The organism is Ensifer sp. Root423, assembly GCF_001426275.1.
Classification (GTDB): domain Bacteria; phylum Pseudomonadota; class Alphaproteobacteria; order Rhizobiales; family Rhizobiaceae; genus Ensifer; species Ensifer adhaerens.
This window is the reverse complement of sequence record NZ_LMEG01000001.1, coordinates 719,954-740,274: the sequence shown is the minus strand read 5'-3', so window position 1 is coordinate 740,274 and position 20,321 is coordinate 719,954. Positions and strand designations below refer to the sequence as shown.

The window sequence follows — 20,321 nt, the reverse complement described above, 5'->3', positions numbered from 1 at the left end:
GGCCGCGTCGCAGGCACATATAGTGGAGCCTCCGGGCAAAAGAAAAGCCCGGATCGCTCCGGGCTCCTCGAAACGTGATGAAGGCGCTCGGCGCCGCAGCTTATTGTGCCGGCGCCTGAACTGCACCTTCGGCTGCTGCCGGCTGGGTGGAGCCGACCTTCTCGTCGAGCGACTTGGTCGCTTCCTGGGTCAGGTCGCGCGATACGCCCGATGCCCAGATGTCGGCGGCCTTCAGGAGTTCGCGGGACGCGATCGGGCCGTCGTTCAGGAGCTTCTTGCCGGCGGCGGAGTTGTAGAACTCGGTGATCGCGTTCAGCTCTTCGAGCGAAAAGGTCTTGGCGTAGATCGTCGCGGCTTCGTTCTCGAGATCGGCGCGGCGGGCGGCAAGGCTCAGCGCCTTATCGTCGACGGTCGCGGTGATCAGTTCCTGATGGTTCGGCGATGCCTGGATCAGCGTGTTCTTCAGGCGCTCGGCAAGGTTCGGCAGAATGTTGTCGAAGCTGTTGGTTACGCCGAGAGCAGCGATCGTCGCGCGCGCCGCCTTGATCTGGTCTTCGGAGACGTCCTGGGCCTTAACCGCCGGAACGGACGCAGACAGCAGAACCGCGGTGGCAGCGAAAGTGCGGACAAGACCTGCGAGTTTGTTCATTTTTACCCTTGCTCCTGTGTTTGTCGCATGCTGCCCGGGCGATTGCCGCCGCCAGGCCCGCATGTATGGAAACCTGTTGTCTTCACCGCTCCTGCCCCTGACGGGGCAGCGAAGCCGGCTCAGGACGCAGTCAGCGTGCGTGCCCCTTGCGGCCCGGCAATGATTGCCAGCGAAGCGATGCCGATGAAAAGCCCGTGCTCGACGACGCCGGGAATGGCATTCAGCTCCCCGGCGAGCGCATCTGCATCAGGAATACGGCCAAAAGATGCATCGAGAATGAGGTGCCCGCCGTCCGTCAGAAAGGCGCCGTCATGGGACTGGCGGACAGTGATGTCGCCGGAAAGTCCGAGGCGCGAGGCAACCTTTTCGATCGCGATCCGGGTTGCCACCTGACCGAAAGGATTGACCTCGATCGGAAGCTTGAAGGCGCCGAGAACGTCGACCACTTTCGTCTCGTCGGCAATCACGATCATGCGCTTGGACGCAGCCGCAACGATCTTTTCGCGCAGCAGCGCGCCGCCGCCGCCCTTAATCAGACGCAGCTGACCATCGACCTCGTCGGCGCCGTCGATCGTCAGGTCCAGTTCGGGCAGCTCGTCGAGCGACTTCAGCGAAACACCGAGTTCGAGGCAGAGCCGCGCCGTGCGCTCCGAGGTGGGAACGCCTTCGATGCGAAAGCCCGCTGCAACCTTCTCGGCCAGGAGCCGCACAAACTCCTCGGCCGTGGAACCCGTGCCGATGCCGAGACGCATGCCGTCTTCGACATATTCCAGCGCCGCGGCCGCGGCTTTGATCTTCATTTCGCGGGCGTCCATGCGCCGGTCGCTCCCTTGTGATTCGCACGGGCAGCAGGCCGCAATCAGCGAACGGCCGCCCGTTTTTCCGCTGTGACACTTACACGCCCGACGACGCAAACAAAAGTCAAAATGAAATCGGCACTCAGGATTCCGTGTGCTTGCCGGCACCGCTTGCCATTGCAATCGCCGATGAGTTCGCCTACCCGATCAACAACGGTTTTCAGCGCCAAGAGGTTTTCTCCTTGTCTTCTCCCATTGTCGTCTTCGACCTCGACGGAACGCTCGTCGACACGGCCCCAGACCTGGTCGCCAGCCTCAACCATGCGGTTACCCAGGCCGGCGTCGAGCCGGTCACCTACGGCGACCTCACCCATCTCGTCGGCCACGGTGCCCGCGCCATGATCGAGCGCACCTTTGCGATGCGGCAAAAGCCGCTGGCCGAAGACATGCTGGAATGGCAGCTGAAGGAGTTCGTCGATTTCTACCACGGCTCGATGCCGGGCGATTCGCTGCCCTATCCGGGCCTGGTCGACGCGCTCGACCGCCTATCCGGCGCCGGCTTCAAGCTCGCGGTCTGCACCAACAAGCCGGAAAAGCTCGCCACGCGTCTGCTCGAACGGCTCGGCCTGATCGAGCGCTTCGCCGCGATATCGGGCGGCGATACCTTCGAAGTGCGCAAACCGGATGCTGCCCACCTGCTGCGCACGGTCTCCAATGCCGGGGGCCTGGCAACCCGCGCCGTGATGGTCGGCGACAGCCTCAACGACTTCCTCGTCGCCCGCAATGCTCAGGTGCCCTCGATCGCCGTTCCCTTCGGCTATTCCGATGTGCCGGTCGAAAGCCTCGACCCCACCGTTGTCATCAGCCACTTCGACGAACTGACCCCGGATCTGGTCTCGGGCCTGTTTTCCAAATAGAAGACAAGAAAAAGGCCGCTCGAAGCGGCCTTTTTCTTGCTTATCCTTCCGCCCGGCGTGCGCCGCGCGTCGCCTCGAAGGCCCGGTTCATATACATGTCGCGCTCATAGACGTCGTTGAAGTACTCGACCACGCCGTCCTTGTTCGGCCAAGCCGTGAAGTAGGCGACGTAGACGGGAACCTTCACCGGGACCTGCAGCGCCTTGTTGCGGCCGCCGGCGATCTCCTTGCCGACATCGTCGACGCTCGTGCCGAGCACGGCTGCCGCCATCAGGCGAGGATCGGCAAGCCGCACGCAGCCATGGCTGAGCGCGCGATTGTCACGCTTGAAGAAGCTCTTCGACGGCGTGTCGTGCATGTAGATCGCGTGACTGTTGGGGAACAGGATCTTCAACTCGCCAAGCGCATTGTCGCTGCTCGGCGGCTGACGCACGGCAACCGATGCGGTCGAGCCGTTCCAGTTGACCGATGCGGACGGGACCGGGCGACCGCCGACCTCGACCTGGTAGCCCATCCGGTCGAGATAGTTCGGGTCGCTCCTGAGCTTCGGCAGCATCTCGTTGACGATGATCGACTGCGGCACGCCCCAGTAGGGGTTGACCTCGACCGTCTGGATCTCGTCCTGGAAGAAGTAGGTCTGGTTCGCCTTGGACCCGACGACGACGCGCATGGAGAACTGCTCGGCGCCCTTGTCGGCGTAGGTGGCGGTAAAGGCCGGCTGGTTGATGAAGACGTAGCGGTCGCCGAGACCATCCGGCAGCCAGCGCGCCTGCTCCATGGCGATTTCGAGCTTGTTGATCTTGGAGGCGACCGTGTCGCCGCCCGTCAGGATGCGAAGCGACGCCTGGCCGACGACACCGTCGGCCTTGAGCCCGTGCTCCTGCTGAAAGGCCTCCACCACAGCAACCAGCTCCGGCGTGTATTCCGGCGTGCCCTGGTAGGCGGCAAGAACCGTGGCATGATCGGCCTTCAGCTTCTCCGAGCCCTTGAGGCGGATACCTGCGATGACGTTGGCGAGCTCGGGATTGCTCTGCCCCGGCTTCAGCAGCGTGCCGGGCGCGATTTCGACGCGCTGCTCGACGCTCTGCTCGGAGCGCAGCTTCACCAGTTCGGCAGAAAGAGCGGCAAATTGCGCGCTCTTCGGGTTCTGCTCATTGAGAAGCGCGGTCATGTCGCTGCTTGCCGACATCTTGTCGAGAAGCGGTAGCAGATCCACCGTCTTGCGCTTGAAGTCGTGATAGCCGGAGATCTTGTTCGGGTCGATGCGACCGCGCACCGTGTCCTGCACGTAGCTGAGCGTCGCTGCCGAAAGCGCGATCTCGAACTGCACGAGCTCTTTCTCGCGGGCGATCATGTCGCCGCGATCGAACGTATCGGAGGGCACGCTGACGGCATAATCCTGCGGATCGAGGCCGACCTTGGCGGCGTCGGCAAGAACGGCAACCGCCGCCTTCGCCTTGGCGTTGACGCCTTCGGCGCCAATCCAGATGTAATCCATGCGGGCGCCGTAATGGGCTTCGACCGCCTTTGCGACGTCACCCGAGGCGCGCACATTGATGCCGGGAAGGAACTGCCGCGCGTCAGCCAGCGGCATGCGCAGCACCGGCGGCAGCGCGTCGTTGCGCACGGAGCCGGTGACCAAGGGATCGAGCAGCTTGTCGGTTGCGATCCGACGCAGCGGCTCCGCCTTGTAGGTATAGTATTTCGGGCCGGTGATCTTCGGCAGCGGCTTGGCCGCCTGCTGCGGGTCAGCCATCGTGCCGACGCCGGGGAGCGGCTGGGTCGGTTGCACCTGCTGCGCCTCGGGCTTCTTTCTGCCTGCCCGAATGAAATCGCCGAACGTGAAGGCCGAAGCCGGCCGCGCGTCCATGGTCGCGATCGCACAGCCGCTCATGAGCGCCACGATCGCTGCCGTCTTAAGAACTCTCATATGAAACTACGTCCCCGTATCGCGTTGTCGCCGAATTCGGCTGAAGCCAGATTCTCGCCACGCCCTCGTGCGCTAAAAGTTATAGAAAAGGATGGTGAATGAAAAGGAAACGCGCCGATAACGATCGTCCTCGAACCTCCGTTTAGAATCTCCCCAACGCCTCATTTGCAGGACGTTCAGCGAGCGATAAAAATTTGATCCCACTGGATTTTATTTCGGTGCGCGCGTTGGCACGGGCGGCGGCCGGCGATCGGCGCTGGAAAAGAAGATGGCGTCTGTGACCGAAACATCACAACGCCGCCAAACGCCCGGCAAGGACCGAATCACGGTGACGCGACATGCACCCGCCACGCCCAAGGGGTTTCAAACGATTGTAGCATGGCCAGCCATGGACCGCCCCTTTACAAGCTCCAGCCGTCGGGGCAGAGAGAGGCCCGGCACCCTGGAGAGATCGGCCACACGGCCCCTCGCCCAGGCTTGATGAACCGCATGATCAAGGCAGGTATCACGATGACATCGACGCGCACGGAAACAGATACGTTCGGCCCCATCGAAGTGGCAAATGACCGCTATTGGGGCGCCCAGGCCCAGCGTTCGCTCGGCAACTTCAAGATCGGCTGGGAAAAACAGCCGGCCTCGATCGTCCGGGCGCTCGGCATCGTCAAGCAGGCGGCCGCCCGCACCAACCAGGCGCTCGGCCGGCTGGATTCGACCGTCGCCGACGCCATCGTCAAGGCTTCGCAGGAAGTGATCGACGGCAAGCTCAACGACCACTTCCCGCTCGTCGTCTGGCAGACCGGCTCCGGCACGCAGTCGAACATGAACGCCAACGAGGTGATCTCGAACCGAGCCATCGAACTGCTCGGCGGCGTCATGGGCTCGAAGAAGCCGGTGCATCCGAACGACCACGTCAATATGAGCCAGTCGTCGAACGACACCTATCCGACGGCCATGCACATCGCCTGCGCCGAGCGCGTCATCCATGACCTGCTGCCGGCGCTGAAGCACCTGCACAAGGCGCTCGAAGCCAAGGTCAAGGCGTTCGACCACATCATCAAGATCGGCCGCACCCACACCCAGGACGCAACGCCGCTGACGCTCGGCCAGGAGTTCTCCGGCTACGCGGCGCAGGTCGCCTCCTCGATCAAGCGCATCGAAATGACGCTGCCGGGCCTTTGCGAACTCGCCCAGGGCGGCACGGCCGTCGGTACCGGCCTCAATGCGCCTGTCGGCTTTGCCGAAAAGGTCGCTGAAGAGATCGCCAAGATCACCGGGATCGCGTTTACCTCGGCGCCGAACAAGTTCGAAGCGCTCGCCGCCCATGATTCCATGGTCTTCAGCCATGGCGCGATCAATGCGACAGCCGCCGCCCTCTTCAAGATCGCCAACGACATCCGCTTCCTCGGCTCCGGCCCGCGCTCGGGTCTTGGCGAACTGTCGCTGCCCGAAAACGAGCCTGGCTCGTCGATCATGCCCGGCAAGGTCAACCCGACCCAGTGCGAAGCCCTGACCCAGGTCTGCGTCCAGGTGTTCGGCAACCACGCCGCACTCACCTTCGCCGGCAGCCAGGGCCATTTCGAGCTCAACGTCTTCAACCCGCTGATGGCCTACAACTTCCTGCAGTCGGTACAGCTGCTGGCCGATGCGGCCGTATCCTTCACCGACAATTGCGTCGTCGGCATCGAGGCACGCGAAGACAACATCAAGGCGGCACTCGACCGCTCGCTGATGCTGGTGACGGCGCTTGCTCCGAAGATCGGCTACGACAACGCCGCCAAGATCGCCAAGACCGCCCACAAGAACGGCACGACGCTGCGCGAAGAAGCAGTCGGCGGCGGCTATGTGACGAACGAAGAGTTCGACGCGGTCGTTCGTCCGGAAACAATGATCAGCCCGGCCTGATCCATTTTGATACACCACGGCGCCTCCAAGGCGCCGTGGCTTTGATGTCGCGAACGCACTGTCGATCGGCAAAATCTGCCGTGATCGGTCATGATGCGGCGGCGCGACGGCGGCAAATATTAAGACTTCGCAAATCATTTGCCCCTAAAAATAATGACCGATAAGCAGCGTTTCATATTAGGGGGTTTGCAGATGCAAACGGCAAGCTCGGGCAAGGCTCAGACGCCCGATATCGCAGCGCAGGTAACCCATGCGATGCGCATGATGGGCGTGGCGCCCATCCCCCGCAACTACGAGCTCTATTACGAAGCCTATCTCGGCTCCAACCCGCAATTGTCGAAGGAGCTGGCAGCGCTCGGCAGCCGCGCGACCCAGGAAGAACTGGATGCAATCGGCGCGCAGTACTTCAGCCACATCCATCGCTCCACCGGCATCGAACGCGCCCACACCACGCTTGCGGCCAAGCTTGCCGAACTCGTCACCCTGTTGCGCGACGAGCAATATGCGCTCGAGAACTACAACAAGGTTCTCGACGAGGCCTATGTCAACATCGTCAGCAAGAGCGCGTCGAGCGCCGATATCCTGCGCCACGCAATCGGCATCCTGACCGACGCCACGGCCGAGACGATGAGCCAGGGCAAGGAACGCGTCGAGACTGTCGTGCAGAAGTCCTTCGAGATGGAGGTCATTCGGCAGGAACTCGACGAGTACAAGCGTATCGCCAACACCGACTCGCTGACGCGGCTCGCCAACCGCCGTGCCTTCGACGACAATCTGGCGGCCGTCTACAACAACGAGCACCTGCGAAACTTCACCGGCCTGCTCGTTGCCGACATCGACCATTTCAAGAAGGTCAACGACACCTTCGGCCATCCGGTCGGCGACAAGATCCTTGCGACCGTCGGCGGCGTGCTGCGCGCCAACCTGCGCCGCGAAGCCTTCGTCGCGCGCACCGGCGGTGAGGAGTTCGCCATCATCCTCGGCGACAGCAGCCAGGAAGAATGCCTCCAGATCGCCGACCGCATCCGCACTGTGCTGGCCGCAACGCCCTTCCGCAACTCCAAGACCGGCGTCAATTACGGCCCGATCACGCTGTCCGTCGGCGTCTGCATGGCGACGGCCGCCGAAGACCCGGTCGACCTCTACAACAAGGCCGACATCGCGCTCTACTCGGCCAAGAACGCCGGCCGCAACAAGACGGTTCTCTTCGAAGACGGCATGCGCAAGGAATCCGGCCGCAACTGGCTGATCTACCGCCGCTGAGACAGCAGCGCCTACCTGAAACGAAACCGACAACGGGCGCCTTCACGGGCGCCTTTTGCGTTTCATGGGCAACGAGCCCGCTTTCCGCTCAAATGCGTTACCGGCGGCAGGAATCGGCGCCTGCGGCGCGAGCGATTGCGATGATCTCCGGCCGGTACTCGAAGTGCATCGTGTCGAAGTGATACCAGCGGCCGCCCCAGATGAAGCCGTGTTTCTCGAAGGCTTGGACGATGTCCAGCGGATAGCGGTTGCGATAGCCGCCCCTGGCTTTTCCCGCCCAACGCCAATAGTCGGCAAAGCGCGTGTTGATATCGATGGCCGCACCGAAGCTGTGGACCGACAGCGTCGCAGCGCCGGCAATTGGCCGCCAGTTGAAGGTACCGGCACTCGGGCTGAGATAGCGCTTGAGTTCGGCTTGCCGCGAAAGGTCAGCAGCAACAGCCTTCAGCGCCGCCGCCATCCCGTGCTTCCTCGTCACTTGCAGCCATTCGCCGAACCAGTCCACGCTCACGAGATCCCGCCGGACGGCTGCAGCGCTGCCGCCATAGAGCCGTTTCAGCAGCGCTTCGCTGCGGATGCGCCCCGGGTCGAAATCGACCGCCGGTGGCGTCGCACAGGCGCCGAGCGGATAGATCTGCGACAGGCTGTCCTCGACGTCTCCTGCCGCGAGTTTCTCGGCATGGCTTTTCGCTCGGCCGTCGTCGATGATGATCGGCGGTCCGCCATCCCTGAGGACCAGGGCATTATTCTCGATGCGCTCGATGGCATCAGGGTAGCGGGCTGCCAGCAGCCTGAGCTTCTCCGACAGCAACGGCTCGGTGGCAGACGCCTTGCCGATTAGGAGAGCGAGCAGGAGTGCACCTGTCATAGCTTGCCGCAGCACCCTCGCCTCCAGCCTCTGTGCTTGGCCAATCGTGCCGATCAGCCGGGACGCAGCCTACCACATGGTCTTGGCGGCGCGCTCCGGCCATTCTCGGTCATAGGTGTCACGGTCGAAATCCGCCTTGGCGGCCTTCAGAAGCGTGCCAGGCGTCGGCAGCGATGCCGGATCGAGGAAGCGGTCTGGGTTCCAGAGCTGGGCGCGCATGACGGCGCGGGCGCATTGGAAATAGACCTCACCGATCGTCACGACGATAACGCTGCGCGGATGTTTGCCGTCGACCTCGAAGCTTTCCGTCAAGCCAGGATCGACACTGAGGACCGCCGTGCCGTTGATGCGCATCGTCGTGTTCGAGCCGGGGATCAGGAACATCAGCGCCACGCGCGGATCGCGCACGATATTGGCGAGCGAATCGACGCGGTTGTTGCCGCGCCAGTCCGGAATCAGCACCGTCCTGTCGTCGGCGATCCGCACGACGCAATCATCGTCCCCGCGCGGCGAGCAATCCAGGCCCTCCGGACCGACGGTCGCGAGCGCGCAGAAAGGCGATGCCTCGATCATCAGCCGGTATTCAGCCGTCAGCGTCTTGGTGACCTTGGCCACCGATGCTTCGCTGACGCCGCCATAGAGCGCGTTGAGTTCCTCGACCGAGGCGATGATCGACATACCGTCCCCCAATGCTGCCAGATTTCCCCGGGGAACGATCAGGGCGCTGATCTGCGCGCCGAATCCCGGGCCAGTGACCCTTCGGCCGATAGCATGACAGACTGATGACGAGGTCAACGAAAAATAGTCAGGCGACGGCTTTTTGATCTTCCGCGTGTATGAAGGCGTTGATCCGCGCAATCACCGGTGCGGCCGAAACAATGCGCCTGTGGCCAAAACCGTTTGCCCAGTGCATCTCGACATTCGGCCCGGCCGCCGCATAACGGCGCGCATGGTCGGCGGAGACTTCCTTGTCGTCTTCCGCATGGATGATGAGCGTCGGCACGGCACGCGCCTGGATCACGCGCGCGGCATCGAAATCATCAAGGCGCCGTCCGGACAGACGCTCGACCACGCCTTCGAAAGCCGCCTGCGCCTTTGGCGACAGGCGAAGGATTTTTCCGAACCCTTTGAAAAGCCAGGTCATCTCGCTCGGCGCGCCGATCAGCACCAGCTTTCTCGGCATATGGCTGTGCACGTCGCAGACGATGCCGCCGGCCGCACAGGCCAGGCTGCCGCCGCCGAAGGAATGGCCGACACAGACGTCGAAATTGCCGAAATGCCGCCAGGCCGCGTCGATCGCTCGAACCGCCGCCGGCATCGTCAGCGTGCGCCCCGGCGAAGCGCCGTGCCCTGGCCAATCGAGCGTCACCACCTCGGCGCCGCCCTTGACCAGGCCGTCGATCATCGCCGCCAGATAGTCGCTGCGCGATCCCCAGCCGTGCACGAGGAGAATGCGCTTGGTGTTGGCAGCCTCGCGCGGTGCGGCGAACTTGCGCGCCAGCACCCAGCCACCGGCATAGGAGAGCGTCACCGGCTGCCCCCTGGCGATCACCGGGGCTGCAGCCGCAAGCGCCGCCCTTTCCTTGGCATTCTTCGGCCTTCTGCCGGGCGTGAGGGTGAACAGCCTGAAAGCGAGCCGCCCGGCCGCCTCGGGTGAAAACGCGTCGACGCCTTTCAGCGCGTTGCGGATGACCTTGATCGCAAAGGATGCCATAGTGGGAATCTCTAAAAATGTTCAATGCTGAACATAATTGTACAACGATGAACAAAAATCAAGTGACCACAGAACATCATTTTCCCTGGGACCACCCCCGCTTCCGCAGCTGGATCGCGGTTGCCCGTGCCTGCCAATTGATGCAGCAGACGGTAACCCGCGAGATCGCCCATCTCGATATCAAGCCCCCGCATCTCGACATCCTGATCAATCTCTACCGGTTCGACGGCATCTCGCAGCAGGAACTGGCACGCAAGCTGCTGGTCGGCCGCTCCAACATGAGCATGCTGCTGCCGCATCTGGAAAAACGCGGCCTGATCCTGCGTCGCGGTGACGAGAAGGACAAACGGGTGCTCAGGCTATCGCTGACGCCCGAGGGCCGCACGCTGACGGAGGCCGCGATGGAGATCCACACGGCGCTGATCGAAAGATTGCTCGACGATGAGTCGATCGATGACTGCTTGGTGGTCACCCGCTCCATGGAGCGGCTGATCGGCCTGCTCTTGCGGGAGGAAGGCGAATTGGCCTGAGGTGGGCGCCACGCGGGCGCCGCATGCATGAAACCACGCGAGAGCGCACGGCCGTCGTCAGCGCGGCTTCTCGGCCTTGTCCCGTGACATGCCCTTCTCCACGAGCTCCTGCTCGTAGCCGGCAAACAGCTCCGCACCCTTTTCGCCGAGTTCGCGCAGGTAGTTCCAGGTGAAGATGCCGGTGTCGTGGAAGTCGTCAAAGCCGATGCGCACCGCATAGTTGCCGGTCGGCTGCACCGAAATGATCTGCACGTTGCGCTTGCCGGGCACGGTCACCCGCTGACCGGGACCATGGCCCTGCACTTCGGCCGACGGCGAAAGCACCCGCAGCATCTCGGCCGAGAGATCGAAGGAGGCTCCGTCGTTGAACGTCACCACAAGCCGGTGGCGATCCTTCGACACTCGCAATTCCGTCGGCCAGACTTCGCTCATTTCGCTGCTTCCTTTCGCGTACGACAAACCGGATGCCGGCCATTCGCCGTAACCTGCGTCCCCCGATGCGGCATTGCTCTGAAGGACAACAATGCACTAGCGCAGAAATCGGCGCGCGAGAATTACCCGTCTCTTCCGATCAACACTTTGCGACAGTATGCGCCTTGACGCGACGATCTTCGACGACGACATTGAAGGGGCTGGGAGAAAGACGCTTGAACACAGCAACGATAGACAGATCTGGCGCTCTGCCGCTGGAGCAGAAGACAGCCCCGATGATCGACCCCTTCGGCCGGGCGATCACCTATCTGCGCGTGTCCGTTACCGACCGCTGCGATTTCCGCTGCACCTATTGCATGGCCGAGCACATGACCTTCCTGCCGAAGAAGGATCTGCTGACGCTCGAAGAATTGCAGCGTCTCTGTTCCGCCTTCATCGAGAAGGGTGTCCGCAAGCTCAGGCTCACCGGCGGCGAGCCGCTGGTGCGCAAGAACATCATGTTTCTGGTGCGCGAACTCGGTCGCGAGATCGAGGCCGGCCGGCTCGACGAGCTGACGCTGACGACCAACGGCTCGCAGCTTGCGAAATATGCCGCCGAGCTTGCAGACTGCGGCGTCAAGCGCATCAACGTCTCGCTCGACACGCTCGACCCGGCAAAGTTTCATCAGATCACCCGCTGGGGCGATCTCTCCAAGGTTCTGGAAGGCATCGACGCAGCCCAGGCCGCCGGCCTGAAGATCAAGATCAATGCCGTTGCGTTGAAAGGCTTCAACGACGCAGAGATTCCCGATCTCATGCGCTGGGCCCATGGCCGCGGCATGGACCTGACCTTGATCGAGACCATGCCGATGGGCGAGATCGAAGAAGACCGGACCGACCACTACATGCCGCTGTCGGAAATGCGCCGGCAACTGGAAGAGCAGTTCACCTTCTCGGAGATTCCCTATCGCACCGGCGGCCCTGCCCGTTACCTCGAGGTGGCGGAAACCGGCGGAAGGCTCGGCCTGATCACGCCGATGACGCATAATTTCTGCGAGAGCTGCAACCGCGTCCGTCTCACCTGCACCGGCACGCTCTATATGTGCCTCGGGCAGAACGACGCGGCCGACCTGCGCACAGCGCTGCGCGCTTCCGAAGACGATGCCTATCTCAGCCAGGTGATCGACGAGGCGATCGGCCGCAAGCCGAAGGGCCACGACTTCATCATCGACCGCGAGCACAACCGCCCGGCGGTTGCCCGCCACATGAGCGTCACCGGCGGCTGATCTTTCATCAGGATACCAATTTGGAAGAACAACCGGCAGGCGGCCCCTCAACCGCCTGCCGGCACCTTCTCCGCGCAGGTGGGGAGAAGGGAATGTGGGGCACATCTTCGTGTCCCCACGTATTCCGCGTGTAAGTGGATAGCGCCTGTATGGGCGCGCTTGACCGTCCGGCACGTTCCCTCGCCCCGCCTGCGGGGAGAGGTTTGGTCAGCGGGTGCCCAAGCCGCCCGCCCGGACACTCAAGCCGCGTAGCTTCGATGCCCCTGTCCGCGGGCGCCGATACCGTCCGTCCCGGTACGGAAGCGTTCGATCTTGTCGTTGAGCGCTTCCACCTGCCGGCGCAGGCCATGGATCTCGGCGGTGTTTTCCTCGACCATCGCGGCGTTCTGCTGGGTGATCATCTCGACCTGATGCACCGCCGAGTTCACCTCGTTGAGACCGGTGTACTGGTCGGCGGCCGAAGCCTCGATGTTGCTGACGAGGTCGTGGATCGTGCCTATGTGGCTGTTGATCACTGTCAGCGCGTCGCCGGTTTCCTGGACGAGAGCGACGCCGCTTCTCACCTGTGCCGAGCTTTCGGAAATCAGCCCCTTGATCTCGCGGGCAGCCCCGGCACAGCGCTGGGCGAGTTCGCGCACCTCCTGCGCCACCACCGCAAAGCCGCGGCCCGCCTCGCCTGCCCGCGCCGCCTCGACGCCGGCGTTGAGCGCAAGCAGGTTCGTTTGGAACGCGATCTCGTCGATGACGCCGATGATCGTGCTGATCTTCTCCGAGGAGCGGTTGATCTCGGCCATGGCATCGATCGCCTTGGCGACCACTTCGCCGGAATGCTTGGCGTAGGAGTTGGTTTCACCGACCGAAACCGTTGTCTTGCGGGCGCTTTCGGCCGTCGCGCGGACGATATCGGTCAATTGACGCAGGGCCCGCGAGCTTTCCTCGAGGGCTGCCGCCTGCTGCTCGGTCCGGCGCGCCAGATCGTCAGCCGACGCGGCGAGATTGCCGGTGCCGCCGGTGATCTCGCCGGTGACAACGCGCACGTCGGCAAGCGTCGCCCGCAGCGCCTCGACCGCATTGTTGTAGGTGCGGGCCATGATCACGTAATCGGCGGGCAGATCCTCGGACATGCCCTCTTCGAGATCGCCATCGGCAAGTGCTGCGAGCACGTCGGAGAGCGCGTTCAGCGCCTGCATCTGCTCGGCCTCGATGCGGGCGCGCTCAGCAGCCCGGCGCGTTTCCTCTTCTGCAGAAAGCGCGCGCGCGGCCTCGGCCTCACGACCAAGCCGGACATTCTCGACCGCATTGTCGCGGAAGACGGCAACCGAGCGCACCATGTCGCCGATCTCGTCGCCGCGGTTGCGGCCTTCGATGGCAACGTCGAGGTCACCATTGGCAAGCCGCGTCATCGTTTCGGTCACGCGCTTCAGCGGACCGCGCAGCGTCTCGACCAGCATCAGGCCACCGATGATGGCGAGCAGCGTGCCGGCGATCATCGCCACGATCGAAACGTCGGCCGAACGCTGGCTGTCGACCTTGCCGGCCTCCTGGGCGCTGCTGACGAAGCTTTCGAGCGTCGTGCTGGCGGCTGCGACCATCGTCGCCGCTTCGCTCTTTGCCGTTTGCCAGCGGCCGCCGACGTCGATCAATGCAGCGGTGTCCTTGTCGATGTTGTCGAGCGACGGGCCGAGCTTACCCGGAAGGTCGCGAAGGGCAGCGTTCTTGCCGCCGAGTTCGCCGAGCTTGGCTGAGGTTTCGCGAACCGCCAGGATGTCGGCCATGACCGGCTCGCGGCCGGCGGCATCGAGCTTGCGATGCAGTTCGCTGATGTGCAGCCGCGTGCTGTCGAGGCCCTTGAAGGTGTCGCCCATCAGCGCGATCAGGGTCTTCAGCTGCGAGATCTCGGCATCCATGCCGACGAAGCGCTTGGCGGCCGTGTCGGAATTCTTTGCGGCCTCCTTGGCAAAGTCCGCTTCGTATTTCGAGAACTTGCTGAGGATCGGCACCAGCGCGTTCTTCTTCGCCTCGTTGTCATCGCCGCCGGCAAGGGTCGCCTGCACCTTCGTTGCCTGATCCTTCAGTTCGGCAATCGGCGCCTGCACCTTTTCCGAGGCGATCTTTTCCGCCTCTTCGATCTGCTTCATGAGATGCGGCAGAAGCTTGTTCGCCTGGTCGATCTTGGCGTCGGGGTTGACGGCCATGGTTACCGGCAGGCGGAATTTCTTGATGCGCTCCGCAAGGCCCTGATAGGCGGCGGCATCGAACAGCAACGCCTTGGCAAAAGCTTCCTTCTCACCCGATTCCTTGCGGATGATGTCGATCTGCTTGTAGGCGCCATTGCCCTGTTCGGTCATGTCGGCAAGCGCCTTGTCGAGTGACGCTGTTACCTGGTCGCGCTCGAGCTTGGTCGCCCAGAGCTTGTCCGTCTGGCTGCGCATGGCTTGACCAAGCGTAAGCACCGAAGCGATTTCCGCCTTGTCCTCGGCACGGGTCAACAGGCCGTCGAGCGTCTTCACGCCGCTTTCCTGTTCGTCGATCTGGGCCGACAGTGCCGTGCGCGTCTCCTCGCTCGGCGCATCAGCAAAAGCCTGCAGCGCGCCGCGCAGCGCCTGGAAATCCGAGAGATTGTTGATGGTTTCCCGCGTCACGGTCATATGGCCGTTGAGCGTGCGGGCAGTGAAGAAGCCGATGAGACCAATGCCGGCGATAAGCGCCACGAGCGGAACCACGAAAAGCAGCACCTTGGTGACGATACGCAGCCGTTGCAGCAAGCGATCGATGAAAGACATTGCGCACCCCTGATTATTCTTATGGGAAGCAGGCCCGCGCGGCGGTTTTTCTTGGTGGAAACACCGATGGGCCATCGGCCGGAGGCTCTCCCAAGCCTCAAGCAAACGTCCCTGGAATGGCCACCCTGCAAGGTTTATTGCGGCGCCACCCCGCCGATCGCGTCATGCGAATGGATGCGGAATTGCCGCGACGATAGGCAGCGAAACTTAAGATTCCGCGAATAAGCTTATGTTCGAGCACACCGGCTTTACCGGCATGCGACAGTCTTTCCGGCAATGGTTCTCCCTCGAAGGCAATCCTTCTACTTGTCGGACAAGAAAAGTCGGAGCGGCATGCGATCCCGTTTGCACAACCCGGCAGCCAATGCTTAAACATTAGGCGATCCATTCACGGATTCGCCTCCCCATCCGCCGGCAGCGCAGGCCGCTTGCCCGGCGTCGCAGGACAGCCAGCATGCAAGCCTCCACCAATTTCCGCGGCATTCTTTTCATGTGCCTGGCGATGGTCACGTTCTCGTGCAACGACGCGCTCGTCAAATCCGTCACCGGCGCAATGAATGTGGGGCAGATCATCTTCGTGCGCGGTTTGCTGACGACGCTGATGGTCGTGCTCGCGGCCTGGCATTTTCGCGCCTTCCGGCCGATCGGAACGCTGATGCGGCCGGTGATCCTCTTGCGCATCGCCATGGAGGCGCTGGCCTCGGTCACCTATATCTCGGCCCTCGGCCAGATCCCGCTCGCCAACGCCTCGGCAATCATGCAGGCGCTTCCCCTGGCCGTCACGCTCGGCGCCGCGCTCTTCCTCGGCGAACCGGTCGGCTGGCGCCGCTGGACCGCGATCATCGCCGGCTTCATCGGCGTGCTGATCGTGCTCCGGCCGGGCCCCGAGGGCTTCACGCCGGCGGCGCTGACCGTGGTTGGGTGCGTCTTCGTCACCGCCACCCGCGACCTCTGTACCCGCCGCATCGGCCACGACGTGCCGGCGCTCTACATCACCGTATCGACTTCGCTCGTCACCACCCTCGTCGGCGCCTTGCTCATCCAGCCGATGGGCGGCTGGCAGCCGATGTCGACGACGACCATCAGCCATATCGCTGCGGCAAGCGTTCTGCTGATGCTCGGCTACCAGACGATCGTGCTGGCGATGCGGGCCGGCGACATTTCGGTGATCGCCCCCTTCCGCTACACCAGCCTGATCTGGTCGATTGCGATCGGCATCTTCTTCTTTGCCGAGGTGCCGGATCACTGGATGCTGGTCGGCGTCGCGATCATCATCGGTTCGGGTCTCTACACCTTCTATCGCGAGACGCTGCGCGGTCGCAAAGCCGTCGCCCAGCGCTCGCTGACCGGCCCACTGGAATAGGAGCCGACAATGCCCGGAAGCCGTCCCTCGCCCCTGATCAGCGCACCCCTGCCCGCCGTCGTGCTTGGCGGCGGATTGTCGCGCCGTATGGGCAGCCCGAAGTTCGGCCTTCAGCTGGGCGGCCAGACGATGTTGACGCGCATCGTCGTCCGGCTCCGGCCTCAGGTGACGAGCGTCGCCGTCAACCTCAACGTCGATCCGGCCGGCGCCATCGACAGAGGCGTGCTCGTCATCGCCGACACAGTCCCCGGTTTTCTCGGCCCGCTTGCCGGCGTGCTGACAGCCATGCGCCATGTCGCGGCGACCAATCCGGCAGCAAGCCACGTCGTCGTTGTTCCGACCGATACGCCGTTCTTTCCGGATGATCTCGTCACCCGAATGATTGCCGGCCTGACAGAGCACCAGCAGATTGCCGTTGCGGCATCCAACGGGCAGATGCATCCGTTGTTCGGGCTCTGGCCGGTCGCCCTTGCGGACGAGCTTGAGACCTTTCTGACAAGTGACCCGAAGCGCCGCGTCCGCGCCTTCATCGAACGCCACCCTTCGGTAACGGTCGATTTTCCGCTTATCGCGACGGCAGAAGGCGCATTCGATACGTTCTTCAACGTCAACACGCCCGAGGATCTGACCGACGCGGAGCAATGGTTGCGTTTCTTCGAGGATGACAAAACATGAGCGCCATGAAGATCTTCGGCATCGCCGGCTGGAAGAATTCGGGCAAGACCGGCCTGATGGTACGGCTCGTCACCGAGCTAACGCGGCGCGGCTACATCGTCTCCACCGTCAAGCACGCCCACCACGACTTCGATATCGACAAGGTCGGGGCCGACAGCTACCGTCACCGCGAGGCCGGCGCCCATGAGGTGACGATCGTCTCCGGCACGCGATTTGCCATCATGCACGAATTGCGCGGCGCCCCGGAGCCAAGCTTCAAGGAGATCCTGGCGCGGCTCGCGCCTTGCGATCTCGTCCTCATCGAAGGCTACAAGCGCGAACCGATCCCGAAGGTCGAGGCTCGTCGTCTGGAGTCAGCGAACCGCGAGCCGCTGGCGCCCACCGACCCCCACATCTGCGCAATCGCTGCCGATCATCCGGTAGAAGGCTCCGATCTGCCAGTGTTCGAGCTCGACGACACGGCGGCAATTGCCGATTTCGTCGAGAAGGTCACAGGGCTACAGCGCAAAGGCGTCTGAAATGCGCGAAGGCGCTGCAGGCTCAACGCTGTGAGGCACGGCGATACTCTTCAGGCAGCTTCGCCAGCAACTCCTGCGCTTTCTGCATCCCTTGCGCGGCCGCCTTGGCATACCACTCGGCCGCGGCTGAAAGATCCTGCTCCACCCCATCGCCTCTCGCATAGGCGATACCGAGAAAGAATTGGGCGTCCGCATTTCCTTGCTCCGCCGCCTTGCGGAACCACCTGACGGCAGCCGGAGCGTCAATCTCCACGCCGATGCCATTGAGATAGGCGATGGCGAGATTGAACTGCGCCAAGGCATAACCCTGGTCAGCCGAAAGCTTGTAGAGCCGCGCCGCCTCCTTCGCGTTCTTCTCGATACCTTGGCCATTCGCATACATGACCGCCAGGTTGAATTGCCCTTTGGGATCTCCGCGATCGGCAAGCATCAGGAACCAGCGGTGCGCCTCGGCGTAGTTTTCATCGACGCCGGCACCCGTCAGGTACATGGCGCCGACATTCATCTGCGCTTGCGGGTTTCCCTGTTCTGCCGCCTTCAGGAACAGCTCGAATGCCTGAGCCTCGTCCTTCTCGACACCGCGACCCAGCATGTAGAAGATTGCCAGATCCACCTGCGCCGAGACCATGCCCCGGTCCGCCGCCATCCGGCACCACTTCACCGCCTCCCGATCGTCGCGCCCGACGCCGAAGGCGCGCACGTAGATCGTGCAGAGGAGATTTTGTGCCTGCCCGTTTCCGGCATTCGCAGCAAGCCGCAGCCAGCGATCACCCTCCTTGGTATCGACCCGCCCCGCCTCGCTGTTGAAATAGAGCCTGCCGGCATTCACCTGCCCTTCGATGTTTCCCTGCTCGGCTGCTCGCACATACCAGTTGAGCGCCTCGGGAACGCTGCGTTCGACACCGGTGCCTCTCTCATACATAACGCCGAGATTGTACTGGGCGCGGGGTTCCCCGCCGATCGCGGCGCGCGACTCCCAGCGATAGGCCTCCGCGTCATTCCTCAGCGTACCGTTGCCCCGCAAATAGGCGACGGCAAGATTGTGCATGGCCGCAACCAGCCCCTGGTCCGCAGCCTTCCGATACCATTCGAAGGCCGCGGCCGGATCGCGCGTCGTTCCGCGCCCCTCCTGAAACATGTAGCCGAAATTGTATTGGGCCGCGGCATAGCCCTGCTCCGCTGCCAGCCGGTAGTAGGCAACGGCCTGCGCGTCATCCTTGGCGACACCCAATCCCTGTTCGTAGTGAACGCCGATATTGTACTGGGCGGCCGGCGTCTTCTGATCGGCTGAAAGCCGAAACCAGCGAAGCGCCTCGACATAGTTCTGCTTCACACCTTCGGCACCGTTGAAGTAGATCGAGCCGAGCAGGAACTGGGCTTTCGCGTTGCCCTTCGCTGCAGCCCTCCCGTACCAGCCGATGGCTTTCATGACATCGTGGGCAACACCTTCGCCGGTCTGGTAGCGCATGCCGAGATCGACCTCGGCCTCAACGTCACCGGCCTCGGCGCGCTCCAGCACCTGCTCGAATGGTGGCAGAGCCGTGCCTGCGCCATAGGCACGCGTAGGCAAGGAAGCCTCCACGAGCAGTGCGATAACGAGCCCGAAGACGACACGTTTCATCCCACCCCTCCAGAACCAGTCGCATAGGGAGAGAAGCCTAGGGGGAGGAACCGGCAACGGAAAACGGATTTCGACGGGCCGCTACTTTGCGTCGAGCAGCGGCCTCGTGGCCGACGAGACATGAACCGCCGCGGAGGGCGCGCCGCATTCACGGCCCACACTTGCGGCTTACGCCAACGGCCTCGGCGTGCGGATATTTTCCGGTATCAGCCGTTGCTGGCGGTCAGTTCGTCGCGCCGACGGTCATTTCGTCCGGAGTGTCGTTCAGTCGCACGAAGCTGTAGCCCTTCGCCTTGAGGTCGAGGATGCCGCGGGCAACGCCGGCGCCGGCGGAATGGGTCGGTTGGTTGATATGGGCGATGATGACGTCGCCGTCCTTGGCGGCGCGAATGCGCTTCTCCGCCATCGCCGCACCCAGCAGCGAGCCACCATCACCGTTCACCGAGTAGCCGGCGATGCGGTAGCCCATGGCGCGGATCTGGCTCATCGACGAATGGGTGTATTTGGCCGTCGCGCCGCGAAACCACTTCGGCGCCGGCAGGCCATGCGCCTTGATTGCGACAGCACCGCCATCGACTTCGGCGGCGACTGCCGCCTCGGAGCCGGCTGCCGCGATGCCATAGACGGAAATCTTCACGTCGATCGGCGGCACGTGCATGGCGCCGTGGTCCTCGATCTCGAATAGATCCGGATGCGCCTTCATCACCTCGACGACGAGGCCGTTGCGCTTCAGCCAGCGCGCGGTGACGAAGATCGTGGCGGGGATGCGGTTTTCGATCAGTGTGCCGAGGATGCGCATGTCGGTGGCGCCGCTGCAGGCGTCAAGCGTCAGCGCCACCCGCGGCGCTCCGCCCTTTCCCTCGGGATTGGCGGGCAGACGCAGATCCGGCTCGACGAGCCCGGGCGCGGCGATGGCCGAATGGGCGAGCGTGGTGGCGGCAACAAGCGCGAGAACGAAGGCTTTCATGGCAATCCGAGGAAGAAAAATCTGGGAAGGAATGTCAAACGACAGAAACCCGCCTTTTGCGAGGCGGGTTTCCTGCTCTTATCCGGGCAGTCCTGCCCGAAGCTTGATCCGCGCAGCGCCAATCATT

The 20,321-nt window shown here is 63.2% G+C and carries 19 protein-coding genes; 8 read left to right on the top strand and 11 right to left on the bottom strand.

Features of this window, described 5'->3' with window-relative positions:
* Positions 1–100 precede the first annotated feature (100 nt).
* The 3 genes from ASD01_RS03695 to ASD01_RS35310 form a co-directional block, all read right to left on the bottom strand.
* Positions 101–649 carry a DUF2059 domain-containing protein gene (locus ASD01_RS03695; RefSeq protein ID WP_034795099.1) on the bottom strand — a complete coding sequence of 183 codons (549 nt, stop codon included), beginning with the start codon at positions 647–649 and terminating at the stop codon, positions 101–103.
* A gap of 119 nt (positions 650–768) precedes the next feature.
* Entirely contained in the window at positions 769–1,464 is a 696-nt protein-coding gene (gene rpiA, locus ASD01_RS03690; protein WP_034795102.1) for a ribose-5-phosphate isomerase RpiA, read from the bottom strand.
* 44 nt (positions 1,465–1,508) lie between these two features.
* On the bottom strand, positions 1,509–1,676 hold the full coding sequence (locus ASD01_RS35310; protein WP_156552961.1) for a hypothetical protein: 168 nt from the start codon (positions 1,674–1,676) through the stop codon (positions 1,509–1,511).
* 12 nt (positions 1,677–1,688) lie between these two features.
* On the opposite strand from ASD01_RS35310, the gene ASD01_RS03685 reads away from it, so the two are divergent.
* Positions 1,689–2,363 carry an HAD family hydrolase gene (locus tag ASD01_RS03685; protein WP_034795292.1) on the top strand — a complete coding sequence of 225 codons (675 nt, stop codon included), beginning with the start codon at positions 1,689–1,691 and terminating at the stop codon, positions 2,361–2,363.
* Between the two features lie 40 nt (positions 2,364–2,403).
* Here ASD01_RS03685 and ASD01_RS03680 read toward each other — a convergent pair whose 3' ends face one another.
* On the bottom strand, positions 2,404–4,293 hold the full coding sequence (locus ASD01_RS03680; RefSeq protein ID WP_034795105.1) for a L,D-transpeptidase family protein: 1,890 nt from the start codon (positions 4,291–4,293) through the stop codon (positions 2,404–2,406).
* Positions 4,294–4,803: 510 nt separating this feature from the next.
* Here ASD01_RS03680 and fumC point away from each other — a divergent pair.
* Both fumC and ASD01_RS03670 read left to right on the top strand, forming a co-directional pair.
* Positions 4,804–6,195: a class II fumarate hydratase gene (fumC, locus tag ASD01_RS03675; RefSeq protein WP_034795294.1), complete on the top strand. Its 1,392-nt coding sequence runs from the start codon at positions 4,804–4,806 to the stop codon at positions 6,193–6,195.
* 192 nt (positions 6,196–6,387) lie between these two features.
* On the top strand, positions 6,388–7,458 hold the full coding sequence (locus tag ASD01_RS03670; protein ID WP_034795108.1) for a GGDEF domain-containing protein: 1,071 nt from the start codon (positions 6,388–6,390) through the stop codon (positions 7,456–7,458).
* Between the two features lie 97 nt (positions 7,459–7,555).
* On the opposite strand, the gene ASD01_RS03665 is transcribed toward ASD01_RS03670, so the two are convergent.
* The 3 genes from ASD01_RS03665 to ASD01_RS03655 form a co-directional block, all read right to left on the bottom strand.
* Positions 7,556–8,341, bottom strand: a complete 786-nt coding sequence (locus ASD01_RS03665) for a M15 family metallopeptidase (protein ID WP_244495182.1) — start codon at positions 8,339–8,341, stop codon at positions 7,556–7,558.
* Between the two features lie 54 nt (positions 8,342–8,395).
* Entirely contained in the window at positions 8,396–9,004 is a 609-nt protein-coding gene (locus tag ASD01_RS03660) for a pyridoxamine 5'-phosphate oxidase family protein (RefSeq protein ID WP_034795114.1), read from the bottom strand.
* A gap of 127 nt (positions 9,005–9,131) precedes the next feature.
* Positions 9,132–10,040 (bottom strand): alpha/beta fold hydrolase, encoded by a 909-nt coding sequence (locus ASD01_RS03655; RefSeq protein ID WP_034795117.1) that lies wholly within the window; start codon positions 10,038–10,040, stop codon positions 9,132–9,134.
* A 47-nt stretch (positions 10,041–10,087) separates the two neighbouring features.
* On the opposite strand from ASD01_RS03655, the gene ASD01_RS03650 reads away from it, so the two are divergent.
* Positions 10,088–10,570, top strand: coding sequence for a MarR family winged helix-turn-helix transcriptional regulator (locus tag ASD01_RS03650; RefSeq protein ID WP_034795119.1), 483 nt, complete (start codon positions 10,088–10,090; stop codon positions 10,568–10,570).
* Positions 10,571–10,627: 57 nt separating this feature from the next.
* On the opposite strand, the gene ASD01_RS03645 is transcribed toward ASD01_RS03650, so the two are convergent.
* The gene (locus ASD01_RS03645; RefSeq protein ID WP_034795121.1) at positions 10,628–11,002 is read right to left on the bottom strand and encodes a gamma-butyrobetaine hydroxylase family protein; all 375 of its coding nucleotides are present in this window, start codon (positions 11,000–11,002) and stop codon (positions 10,628–10,630) included.
* Positions 11,003–11,217: 215 nt separating this feature from the next.
* Here ASD01_RS03645 and moaA point away from each other — a divergent pair, with 215 nt between their 5' ends.
* On the top strand, positions 11,218–12,267 hold the full coding sequence (gene moaA / locus ASD01_RS03640; RefSeq protein ID WP_082572764.1) for a GTP 3',8-cyclase MoaA: 1,050 nt from the start codon (positions 11,218–11,220) through the stop codon (positions 12,265–12,267).
* 239 nt (positions 12,268–12,506) lie between these two features.
* Here the strand turns inward: moaA and ASD01_RS03635 are convergent, their stop codons facing one another.
* Positions 12,507–15,050, bottom strand: coding sequence for a methyl-accepting chemotaxis protein (locus ASD01_RS03635; RefSeq protein WP_034795123.1), 2,544 nt, complete (start codon positions 15,048–15,050; stop codon positions 12,507–12,509).
* 454 nt (positions 15,051–15,504) lie between these two features.
* Between ASD01_RS03635 and ASD01_RS03630 the strand changes: the two genes are divergently transcribed.
* From ASD01_RS03630 to mobB, 3 genes are read left to right on the top strand one after another with little or no spacing between them, the layout of a single operon-like run.
* Entirely contained in the window at positions 15,505–16,413 is a 909-nt protein-coding gene (locus tag ASD01_RS03630) for a DMT family transporter (RefSeq protein ID WP_060528791.1), read from the top strand.
* A gap of 9 nt (positions 16,414–16,422) precedes the next feature.
* On the top strand, positions 16,423–17,088 hold the full coding sequence (mobA, locus tag ASD01_RS03625) for a molybdenum cofactor guanylyltransferase MobA (RefSeq protein ID WP_034795129.1): 666 nt from the start codon (positions 16,423–16,425) through the stop codon (positions 17,086–17,088).
* Positions 17,085–17,606 carry a molybdopterin-guanine dinucleotide biosynthesis protein B gene (gene mobB / locus ASD01_RS03620; RefSeq protein ID WP_034795131.1) on the top strand — a complete coding sequence of 174 codons (522 nt, stop codon included), beginning with the start codon at positions 17,085–17,087 and terminating at the stop codon, positions 17,604–17,606. Before mobA ends, mobB begins: the two co-directional genes overlap by 4 nt.
* 22 nt (positions 17,607–17,628) lie before the next feature.
* On the opposite strand, the gene ASD01_RS03615 is transcribed toward mobB, so the two are convergent.
* Together ASD01_RS03615 and ASD01_RS03610 are read right to left on the bottom strand one after the other, a co-directional pair.
* On the bottom strand, positions 17,629–19,227 hold the full coding sequence (locus tag ASD01_RS03615; protein ID WP_051659330.1) for a tetratricopeptide repeat protein: 1,599 nt from the start codon (positions 19,225–19,227) through the stop codon (positions 17,629–17,631).
* 223 nt (positions 19,228–19,450) lie between these two features.
* A complete protein-coding gene (locus tag ASD01_RS03610) occupies positions 19,451–20,194 on the bottom strand; it encodes a polysaccharide deacetylase family protein (RefSeq protein ID WP_034795134.1) in 744 nt (247 codons plus the stop codon).
* Between the last annotated feature and the right edge of the window lie 127 nt (positions 20,195–20,321).